Source organism: Pseudomonas sp. SDO5522_S412 (genome assembly GCF_054071215.1).
On sequence record NZ_JBSVWQ010000204.1, the window covers coordinates 1 to 10013 of the forward strand.

The 10013-nt window shown below is 61.2% G+C and carries 9 protein-coding genes; 6 read left to right on the forward strand and 3 right to left on the reverse strand.

Translation table 11 applies throughout. The features are described from left to right. Positions 1-139: 139 nt before the first annotated feature. From infA to aat, 3 genes are all read right to left on the reverse strand, one after another. Positions 140-358 (reverse strand): translation initiation factor IF-1, encoded by a 219-nt coding sequence (gene infA, locus ACW9I6_RS26455; RefSeq protein ID WP_002553999.1) that lies wholly within the window; start codon positions 356-358, stop codon positions 140-142. Positions 359-458: 100 nt separating this feature from the next. Next, positions 459-1166, reverse strand: coding sequence for an arginyltransferase (locus ACW9I6_RS26460; protein ID WP_003219609.1), 708 nt, complete (start codon positions 1164-1166; stop codon positions 459-461). A gap of 55 nt (positions 1167-1221) precedes the next feature. Next, the gene (gene aat / locus ACW9I6_RS26465; protein WP_003219611.1) at positions 1222-1902 is read right to left on the reverse strand and encodes a leucyl/phenylalanyl-tRNA--protein transferase; all 681 of its coding nucleotides are present in this window, start codon (positions 1900-1902) and stop codon (positions 1222-1224) included. Between the two features lie 487 nt (positions 1903-2389). Here aat and ftsK point away from each other — a divergent pair, with 487 nt between their 5' ends. The 6 genes from ftsK to cysG are packed head-to-tail and all read left to right on the forward strand — an operon-like array spanning position 2390 to position 9895. Continuing rightward, a complete protein-coding gene (gene ftsK, locus ACW9I6_RS26470; RefSeq protein ID WP_003219614.1) occupies positions 2390-4798 on the forward strand; it encodes a DNA translocase FtsK in 2409 nt (802 codons plus the stop codon). A gap of 57 nt (positions 4799-4855) precedes the next feature. After that, positions 4856-5479: an outer membrane lipoprotein chaperone LolA gene (gene lolA / locus ACW9I6_RS26475; protein ID WP_003219615.1), complete on the forward strand. Its 624-nt coding sequence runs from the start codon at positions 4856-4858 to the stop codon at positions 5477-5479. A 27-nt stretch (positions 5480-5506) separates the two neighbouring features. Continuing rightward, positions 5507-6829: a replication-associated recombination protein A gene (locus tag ACW9I6_RS26480; protein WP_003219616.1), complete on the forward strand. Its 1323-nt coding sequence runs from the start codon at positions 5507-5509 to the stop codon at positions 6827-6829. Then, the gene (crcB, locus tag ACW9I6_RS26485; protein WP_008431560.1) at positions 6829-7203 is read left to right on the forward strand and encodes a fluoride efflux transporter CrcB; all 375 of its coding nucleotides are present in this window, start codon (positions 6829-6831) and stop codon (positions 7201-7203) included. Before ACW9I6_RS26480 ends, crcB begins: the two co-directional genes overlap by 1 nt. Positions 7204-7219: 16 nt before the next feature. Continuing rightward, the gene (gene serS, locus ACW9I6_RS26490; RefSeq protein WP_177009159.1) at positions 7220-8500 is read left to right on the forward strand and encodes a serine--tRNA ligase; all 1281 of its coding nucleotides are present in this window, start codon (positions 7220-7222) and stop codon (positions 8498-8500) included. Beyond that, the gene (cysG, locus tag ACW9I6_RS26495) at positions 8501-9895 is read left to right on the forward strand and encodes a siroheme synthase CysG (RefSeq protein WP_003219620.1); all 1395 of its coding nucleotides are present in this window, start codon (positions 8501-8503) and stop codon (positions 9893-9895) included. Positions 9896-10013: the final 118 nt, after the last annotated feature.

Here is a 10013-nt window from a genome sequence, read left to right on the forward strand (position 1 = left end):
CGGTGTGCCAGTCGAAACAATCAGTGGCTGACACGCTGCATTCGCGAGCAAGCCCGCTCCCACAAGGGATTTCTGGTTTCAGGTAAATCGCGCGCACACAAAAACGCCCGGCATAACCGGGCGTTTTGTATTGACTTGATTAACGGGCGCGGTAAGTGATGCGCCCTTTGCTCAGGTCATAGGGCGTCAGTTCGACGCGCACTTTGTCACCGGTAAGAATACGAATGTAGTTCTTGCGCATCTTGCCGGAGATATGCGCGGTTACGACGTGCCCATTTTCCAACTCCACACGAAACATGGTGTTGGGCAGGGTGTCGACGACAGTGCCTTCCATTTCGAAGCTGTCTTCTTTCGACATGCAGTAAAGCCCTCGGTATCCAGTGAATGGCCCGGTGCAACTGCGCCAGGCAAAAGCGGCGTGCATTGTGCCCGAAAAAGGGTGTTTAAGCCAAGAGGTTCTAGTTCAACGTGACCCATCTTTGGTTAATTAGCAGCTCAATGGGCCGATATTGGGTCTTGTAGTTCATCTTTTTGCAGTTTTTTATCCAGTATCCGAGGTACACCGCCTCCAATTCCAGGCGCAAGGCTTCACCGATCTGCCACAGGATCGCAAAGCGTCCCAGGCTGCGCCGTTCCTCGGCGGGCTCATAAAAGGTGTAGACCGCCGACAGGCCATTGGGCAGCAGGTCGGTCACGGCGACCGCCACCAGTCGTCCCTCGAGCCGAAACTCATAGAAGCGCGAGAAGGGCAGGTCGCGCACCAGGAACGTGGAAAACTGGTCGCGGCTGGGCGGGAACATGTCGCCGTCGGCGTGGCGCTGTTCGATGTAGCGTTGGTAAAGGTCGAAATATTCTTCGCTGAAGCCGGGTTTGGTGGCGGTAACGGTCAGGTCGGCGTTGCGCTTCAGGATGCGTTTCTGGTTGCGGTCCGGCAGGAACTGCGCAACCGGGATGCGCGCCGGTACGCAGGCGTTGCAGTTCTGGCAGTGCGGCCGGTAAAGGTGGTCGCCGCTGCGCCGGAAGCCCATTTCCGACAAATCGGCATACACATGCACGTCCATCGGCTGGCTGGGGTCGAGGAACAGCGTGGTGGCCTGCTCATCGGGCAGATAGCTGCATGAGTGGGGTTGAGTGGCATAAAACTTCAAACGCGCCAGCTCGGTCATGATCAACCCTCGGATAAGCTTTGAAATAAGTGTAAGCCAGGTGTGGGGAAGTCGCCTAGGAAACCCACGGAGCAGAGCTGGTTTGGTCCAAATGGTCGCGCAGGTAGTTGGCGAAGTCGCTGCGGGGAATGGCGCGGGCGCCGAGGCTGTGCAGGTGATCGGTGGGCATCTGGCAGTCGATCAGCACAAAGCCCCAGGCCTGTAGTTGCCGAACCAGGGTGGCAAAGCCGTATTTCGAGGCGTTGTCGGCGCGACTGAACATGGACTCGCCGAAAAACAACTGGCCCATCGCCAGGCCGTACAGGCCGCCCACCAGTTCGCCCGCGTCCCACACCTCCACCGAATGCGCATAACCGCGCTGGTGCAGTTGCAGGTAGGCGTTCTGCATGGCTTCGGTGATCCAGGTGCCATCGGCATAACTGCGCGGCGCCGCGCACGCCTGGATGACCGCAGCGAAGTCCTGGTCGAAGGTCACCGTGTAACGCTGCTGGCGCAACAATTTGCCGAGGCTGCGGGAAACGTGCAGCTCATCGGGGAACAGTACGGTGCGTGGGTCGGGCGACCACCAGAGGATGGGCTGGCCTTCCGAGAACCAGGGAAAGCAGCCGTGGCGGTAGGCCTGGATCAGGCGGTCGGCCGACAGGTCGCCACCGGCCGCGAGCAGGCCATTGGGTTCGCGCATGGCCTTGGCCAGCGGTGGGAAGGTCAGGGTGTTGCGTTGTAACCAGGTCAGCATGGCATCCAGGCTTACGGAAGGGGAGGGCGGAAACGGCGATGTTGTCCGTTGCAAGAGCTGTGATTATTGTCGACGAAACGCTCTGGGGCTACCCCGAACATGGGATCGGTGCAGATAAGCATGAACGGGTGTTTCTGCAACTCTATGCCGGGGGCGTGGTCGTAATCGCGTACGTCGGTCGGCAAGCTAGCCTGGATTGGCAAAAACAGCTCATAAGCCTTTGTCAGTAAAGACAATGCATGCTCAAATTGAACGTTATGAAATTGAACATTGGCTATGCTGTGTAACGTAGGGCCAAGTGCGTGGCATCGCGCACACAAACCCGTACAATGCGGCCATTGGGGCGTTATCGCCGTTTCATGAATCAGTAGCAGGGTGTTAAAAGTAGCTCCACTGGCACTCGTTCATTTTTTACCTGCCCGGATTGGGCAGTGTTTTGCAGTCATTCAACAGATGGACGCGCTAAAGGCGCAGGAAAAGACCCGTTTTGAAGAAATCCGCCGCAACACCTAAAGCCGCAGTCGTGCCCGCCTGGCGCCAGCACCTGCACTACCGACTCAAGGAAGGTGCACTGATCGCCATCGGCGCGCTGTGCCTGTTCCTGATGATGGCCTTGCTCACCTATGGCAAGGACGATCCAGGCTGGAGCCACAACAGCAAGATCGAAGACGTGCAGAACTTCGGTGGTCCGGCCGGCTCCTACAGCGCCGACATCCTGTTCATGGTGCTGGGTTACTTCGCTTACATCTTCCCGTTGCTGCTGGCCATCAAGACCTGGCAGATCTTCCGCCAGCGTCACGAGCCGTGGCAATGGAGCGGCTGGCTGTTCTCCTGGCGCCTGATCGGCCTGGTGTTCCTGGTGTTGTCCGGCGCGGCCCTGGCCCATATCCATTTCCATGCACCTACCGGTCTGCCGGCCGGTGCCGGCGGCGCTCTGGGCGAAAGCCTCGGCGATCTGGCCCGCAGGACCCTGAATATCCAGGGCAGCACCCTGATGTTTATTGCGCTGTTCCTGTTCGGCCTCACCGTGTTTACCGACCTGTCCTGGTTCAAGGTCATGGACGTGACCGGCAAGATCACCCTCGACCTGCTCGAACTGTTCCAGGGCGCCGCCAATCGCTGGTGGTCGGCCCGGGTGGACCGCAAACGCATGGTTGCGCAACTGCGCGAGGTGGATACCCGCGTCAACGAGGTGGTAGCCCCGAGCACGCCGGACCGGCGTGAGCAGGCCAAGGTCAAGGAACGCCTGATCGAACGCGAGCAGGCCCTGACCAAGCACATGTCGGACCGCGAGAAGCAAGTGCCGCCGGTGATTGCCCCTGCGCCGCCGAAGGCCCCCGAGCCGAGCCACCGCGTGCAGAAAGAGAAACAGGCGCCGTTGTTTGTCGACAGCGCCGTGGAAGGCACCTTGCCGCCGATCTCGATTCTTGATCCTGCGGAAAAGAAACAGCTCAATTATTCCCCTGAATCCCTGGCGGCCGTCGGCCACCTGCTGGAAATCAAGCTCAAGGAATTCGGCGTCGAAGTCTCGGTGGATTCGATCCACCCGGGCCCGGTGATTACCCGCTACGAAATCCAGCCGGCTGCCGGCGTCAAGGTCAGCCGCATTTCCAACCTGGCCAAGGATCTGGCGCGTTCGCTGGCCGTGACCAGCGTGCGGGTGGTGGAAGTGATTCCGGGCAAGACCACCGTCGGTATCGAGATTCCCAACGAAGACCGGCAGATCGTGCGCTTCTCCGAAGTGCTGTCGACCCCGGAGTACGACAACTTCAAGTCGCCGGTCACCCTGGCCCTGGGCCACGACATCGGCGGCAAGCCGGTGATCACCGACCTGGCGAAAATGCCCCACTTGCTGGTCGCCGGTACCACCGGTTCCGGTAAGTCGGTGGGTGTGAACGCGATGATCCTGTCGATCCTGTTCAAGTCGGGCCCGGATGACGCCAAGCTGATCATGATCGACCCGAAAATGCTTGAGCTGTCGATCTACGAAGGCATTCCACACCTGTTGTGCCCGGTGGTGACCGACATGAAGGATGCGGCCAACGCCCTGCGCTGGAGCGTTGCCGAGATGGAACGGCGCTACAAGCTGATGGCGAAGATGGGCGTGCGTAACCTGTCGGGCTTCAACGCCAAGGTCAAGGAAGCCCAGGACGCCGGCACGCCGCTGACCGACCCGTTGTACAAGCGCGAAAGCATCCACGACGAAGCGCCGCTGCTGACCAAATTGCCGACCATCGTGGTGGTGGTCGACGAATTTGCCGACATGATGATGATCGTCGGCAAGAAGGTCGAAGAGCTGATCGCCCGTATCGCCCAGAAGGCGCGGGCCGCCGGGATCCACTTGATCCTCGCGACCCAGCGTCCGTCGGTGGACGTGATCACCGGCCTGATCAAGGCCAACATCCCGACCCGCATGGCGTTCCAGGTGTCGAGCAAGATCGATTCCCGGACCATCATCGACCAGGGCGGCGCCGAGCAACTGCTGGGCCACGGTGACATGCTCTACATGCCGCCGGGCACCAGTTTGCCGATCCGTGTCCACGGCGCGTTCGTCTCCGACGATGAGGTGCACCGTGTGGTGGAGGCCTGGAAGCTGCGTGGCGCCCCGGAATACAACGACGACATCCTCGCCGGCGTCGAAGAGGCCGGCAGCGGCTTCGACGGTGGCAGCGGCGGTGGCGACGATGATGCCGAGACCGATGCGCTCTACGACGAAGCGGTGCAGTTCGTGCTTGAAAGCCGCCGCGCCTCGATCTCCGCCGTACAGCGTAAGCTGAAGATTGGCTACAACCGCGCTGCCCGCATGATCGAAGCCATGGAAATGGCCGGCGTGGTCACCTCGATGAACACCAACGGCTCGCGCGAAGTGATTGCGCCAGCGCAGATGCGTGACTGATTACGTGCCGCGTGGCAACACGCGGCACGCCTTGCAACCGAATCTAAGAGGACTCCCATGCGTCTTATCCGCATGCTGTTGTTGCCTGCATTGGCCCTGACTGCTGTTTCGGCTCATGCTGACCCGGCTTCCGTCGCCAGCCTGAAAAACCTGTTGGACAAATCCCAGACCCTGACCGCGCGCTTCTCCCAGCTCACGCTGGATGCCGGTGGCACCCAGTTGCAGGAAACCGCCGGCGAGATGGCTGTGCAGCGCCCAGGGCTGTTCTACTGGCACACAGAAGGCAAGGCCGAGCAGACCATCGTCTCTGACGGCCAAAAAGTCACCCTGTGGGACCCGGACCTGGAGCAGGCGACCATCAAGAAGCTCGACCCGCGCCTGAACCAGACGCCAGCGCTCTTGCTGTCGGGCGATGTGTCGAAGATCAACGACAGCTTCGACATTACCTCCAAGCAGACCAGCAACGTGATTGAATTCACTCTTAAGCCGAAATCCAAGGACACGCTCTTTGACACGCTGTCCCTGTCGTTTGGCAACGGCGTGATCAACAACATGCGTCTGATTGACAGCGTCGGCCAGCGCACCGATATCCTGTTCTCCGGGGTCAAGGCCAACCAGCCGGTACCGGCATCCAAGTTCAAGTTCGACATCCCGAAGGGTGCCGACGTGATCCAGGAATAAACTGCCCAGAGGTTTCAAACGCTGCCCATGGACCTGTTTCGAAGTGACCCGATTGCTCAGCCTCTGGCGGCGCGCCTGCGCTCGACCAACCTGGACGAGTACGTCGGGCAGGAACACCTGCTCGCCCGCGGCAAGCCTTTGCGCGAGGCCCTTGAGCAGGGTGCGCTGCACTCGATGATTTTCTGGGGGCCGCCGGGCGTGGGTAAAACCACCCTGGCGCGGCTCCTGGCAAAAGTCTCGGATGCACACTTCGAGACGGTCTCGGCGGTGCTGGCCGGGGTCAAGGAGATCCGCCAGGCGGTGGAAGTCGCCAAGCAGCAGGCCGGGCAGTACGGCAAGCGCACCATCCTGTTCGTCGACGAAGTGCATCGCTTCAACAAGTCGCAGCAGGATGCGTTCTTGCCGTATGTCGAAGACGGCACGCTGATCTTTATTGGTGCCACCACCGAAAACCCGTCTTTTGAACTGAACAATGCCTTGCTGTCCCGGGCGCGTGTCTATGTGCTCAAGAGCCTCGACGAAGCCGCGATGCAGAAGCTCTTGCAGCGCGCGCTGAACGAAGACAAGGGCCTGGGCAAGCGCCAGTTGAGTGTCAGTGAGGAAGGCTTCAAGATCCTGCTGACTGCTGCGGATGGCGACGGTCGACGTTTTCTCAATCTGCTGGAGAACGCTTCCGACCTGGCCGAGGATGGCAGCGAAATCGGCGTCGACTTGCTGCAGAGCCTGTTGGGCGACACCCGCCGGCGTTTCGACAAGGGCGGCGAAGCGTTCTACGACCAGATTTCCGCGCTGCACAAGTCTGTGCGCGGCTCCAACCCCGACGGCGCGCTGTACTGGTTTGCGCGGATGATCGACGGCGGTTGCGACCCGCTGTACCTGGCCCGGCGCGTGGTGCGCATGGCCAGCGAAGATATCGGCAATGCCGACCCGCGCGCGCTGAGCCTGTGCCTGGCCGCCTGGGAAGTGCAGGAACGCCTGGGCAGCCCGGAAGGCGAGTTGGCGGTGGCCCAGGCCATCACCTATCTGGCCTGCGCACCGAAGAGCAACGCGGTGTACATGGGCTTCAAGTCCGCCCTGCGTGCTGCCGCCGAGCATGGTTCCCTGGAAGTGCCGCTGCACTTGCGCAATGCGCCGACCAAGCTGATGAAGCAACTCGGCTACGGCGATGAGTACCGCTACGCCCACGATGAACCGGACGCCTATGCGGCTGGCGAAGATTACTTCCCGGATGACCTTGAGCCGCAGCCGTTTTACCAGCCGGTGCCCCGCGGCCTGGAGCTGAAGATCGGCGAAAAGCTCAATCACCTTGCCCAACTTGACCGGCTCAGTCCGAAACAGCGGAGAAAGTAGTGCTCAGAACGATTCTTGCCGTGTCCGTAGCCGGCATCGCTGGTACATTATTGCGTTTCGCCACCAGCACCTGGGTCAGCGCCAATTGGCCGAAGCATTTTTATGCGGCGACCCTGGCGGTCAACCTGGTGGGCTGTTTGATCATCGGCTTGTTGTACGGGTGGTTTCTGCTTCGCCCGGAAGTGCCGATTGAGATTCGTGCCGGCTTGATTGTCGGTTTTGTAGGCGGTCTGACGACCTTTTCATCCTTTTCACTGGACACGCTACGCCTGCTGGAAAGCGGGCAGGCACCGGTCGCCTTCGGGTACCTGGCCATCAGCGTGTTCGGCGGGCTGCTCGCCACTTGGGCTGGCCTGTCCTTGACCAAACTTTGATAAACGAGAGACCGACATGCTCGATTCCAAACTGTTACGTAGCAACCTTCAGGACGTAGCGGACCGCCTGGCATCCCGTGGCTTTGCCTTGGATGTTGCGCGCATCGAAGCGCTGGAAGAACAGCGCAAGACCGTCCAGACCCGCACCGAAGCACTGCAGGCTGAGCGTAATGCGCGTTCCAAATCCATCGGTCAGGCCAAGCAGCGCGGCGAAGACATCGCGCCGTTGATGGCGGACGTCGAGCGTATGGCTGGCGAGTTGGCTTCCGGCAAAGTCGAACTGGACGCGATCCAGACTGAGCTGGACTCGATCCTGCTGGGTATCCCGAACCTGCCACACGAGTCCGTGCCGATTGGCGAAGACGAAGACGGCAACGTCGAAGTCCGTCGCTGGGGCACGCCAAAAACCTTCGATTTCGAGATCAAGGACCACGTCGCCCTGGGCGAATTGACCGGTGGCCTGGACTTCGAGACAGCGGCCAAAATGTCCGGTGCGCGCTTTGCCTTGCTGCGTGGCCCGATTGCACGCATGCACCGCGCCCTGGCGCAGTTCATGATCAACCTGCACACCGGCGAGCACGGCTACGAAGAGGCTTACACCCCGTACTTGGTCCAGGCTCCGGCGCTGATGGGCACCAGCCAGCTGCCGAAATTCGAGGAAGACCTGTTCAAGATCAGCCGCGATGGCGAAGCCGACTTGTACCTGATCCCGACCGCCGAAGTGTCGCTGACCAATATCGTGGCCGGGGAAATCCTCGACGCCAAGCAGTTGCCGATCAAGTTTGTCGCCCACTCGCCATGCTTTCGCAGCGAAGCCGGTGCATCGGGCCGCGACACCCGCGGCATGATTCGCCAGCACCAGTTCGACAAGGTCGAGATGGTGCAGGTTGTCGAGCCGTCGACTTCCATGGAAGCGCTGGAAGGCCTGACCGCCAACGCCGAACGCGTCCTGCAACTGCTGGAGCTGCCGTACCGCGTTCTGGCGCTGTGCACCGGCGACATGGGTTTCAGTGCCGTGAAGACTTACGACCTGGAAGTGTGGGTGCCGAGCCAGGACAAATACCGCGAGATTTCGTCGTGCTCCAACTGCGGTGATTTCCAGGCCCGTCGCATGCAGGCGCGTTTCCGTAACCCGGAAACCGGCAAGCCCGAGCTGGTCCACACCCTCAACGGTTCGGGCCTGGCAGTAGGCCGTACCCTGGTGGCCGTGCTGGAAAACTACCAGCAGGCTGACGGTTCGATCCGCGTGCCTGAAGTGCTCAAGCCGTACATGGCGGGCGTTGAGGTCATCGGCTAAATGGAATTTCTGCCGCTGTTTCATAACCTGCGCGGCAGTCGTGTGTTGGTCGTCGGTGGCGGGGAGATTGCCTTGCGCAAATCCCGGCTGCTGGCCGACGCCGGCGCGTTGTTGCGGGTGGTTGCTCCCCAGATTGAAGACCAGTTGCGTGAACTGGTGCAGGGCAGTGGCGGTGAACTGATTTTGCGTGGTTATCAGGAGGCCGACCTCGACGGTTGCACCCTGATCATCGCGGCGACCGACGACGAGCCGCTGAACGCGCAAGTGTCCAGCGATGCCCGGCGTCGTTGCGTACCGGTCAATGTGGTGGATGCGCCGGCCTTGTGCAGCGTGATCTTCCCGGCGATTGTCGACCGTTCGCCGTTGGTGATCGCAGTGTCCAGCGGCGGCGATGCGCCGGTGCTGGCACGCTTGATCCGCGCCAAGCTGGAAACCTGGATTCCGTCGACTTACGGCCAGTTGGCCGGGCTGGCGGCGCGGTTTCGCAGCCAGGTCAAAGGCTTGTTCCCGGATGTGCAGCAACGTCGCGCGTTCTGGGAAGATGTCTTCCAGGGCCCGATTGCTGATCGGCAACTGGCCGGGCAGGGTGATGAAGCCGAACGTTTGCTGGTCGAGAAAATCAACGGCGCACCGCCGCACGCACCGGGCGAAGTCTACCTGGTGGGCGCTGGCCCAGGTGATCCGGACCTGCTGACGTTCCGCGCCTTGCGCTTGATGCAACAGGCCGACGTGGTGCTGTACGACCGCCTGGTGGCGCCGGCGATTCTTGAATTGTGCCGTCGCGATGCCGAGCGGGTGTATGTCGGCAAGCGTCGCGCCGACCATGCGGTGCCGCAGGACCAGATCAACCAGCAACTGGTGGACCTGGCCAGGCAAGGCAAGCGCGTGCTGCGGCTCAAGGGTGGCGATCCGTTCATCTTTGGGCGTGGCGGTGAAGAGATCGAAGAGCTGGCGGCCCATGGCATCCCGTTCCAAGTGGTGCCGGGTATTACCGCGGCCAGCGGTTGCGCGGCGTATGCCGGTATTCCGCTGACCCACCGCGACTATGCGCAATCGGTTCGCTTCATTACCGGGCACTTGAAGGACGGGACTTCGGACCTGCCGTGGAGTGACCTGGTGGGCCCTTCGCAGACCCTGGTGTTCTACATGGGCTTGATCGGGTTGCCGATCATCTGCGAACAGCTGATCAAGCATGGTCGTTCGGCGGATACGCCGGCGGCGTTGATCCAGCAGGGCACCACGTCCAACCAGCGGGTGTTTACCGGCACCCTGGCTGACCTGCCACGCATGGTGGCGGAACATGAGGTTCATGCGCCGACACTGGTGATTGTGGGAGAAGTGGTGCAGTTGCGTGAGAAGCTGAAGTGGTTTGAAGGCGCTCAGTCGCAAGTCTGACACGTCTCCTGTGGCGAGACCGTCTCTGTGGCGAGGGAGCTTGCTGTGGGGAGGGAGCTTGCTGTGGCGAGGGAGCTTGCTCCCGCTGGAGTGCGAAGCGCTCCCAGGATTTTGGGGC

What these genes read in the sequence shown, in the direction of transcription:
- infA (WP_002553999.1), bottom strand. Translation starts at nt 358, where the DNA reads ATGTCGAAAGAAGACAGCTTCGAAATGGAAGGCACTGTCGTCGACACC.
- ACW9I6_RS26460 (WP_003219609.1), bottom strand. Translation starts at nt 1,166, where the DNA reads ATGACCGAGCTGGCGCGTTTGAAGTTTTATGCCACTCAACCCCACTCA.
- aat (WP_003219611.1), bottom strand. Translation starts at nt 1,902, where the DNA reads ATGCTGACCTGGTTACAACGCAACACCCTGACCTTCCCACCGCTGGCC.
- lolA (WP_003219615.1), top strand. Translation starts at nt 4,856, where the DNA reads ATGCGTCTTATCCGCATGCTGTTGTTGCCTGCATTGGCCCTGACTGCT.
- ACW9I6_RS26480 (WP_003219616.1), top strand. Translation starts at nt 5,507, where the DNA reads ATGGACCTGTTTCGAAGTGACCCGATTGCTCAGCCTCTGGCGGCGCGC.
- serS (WP_177009159.1), top strand. Translation starts at nt 7,220, where the DNA reads ATGCTCGATTCCAAACTGTTACGTAGCAACCTTCAGGACGTAGCGGAC.
- cysG (WP_003219620.1), top strand. Translation starts at nt 8,501, where the DNA reads ATGGAATTTCTGCCGCTGTTTCATAACCTGCGCGGCAGTCGTGTGTTG.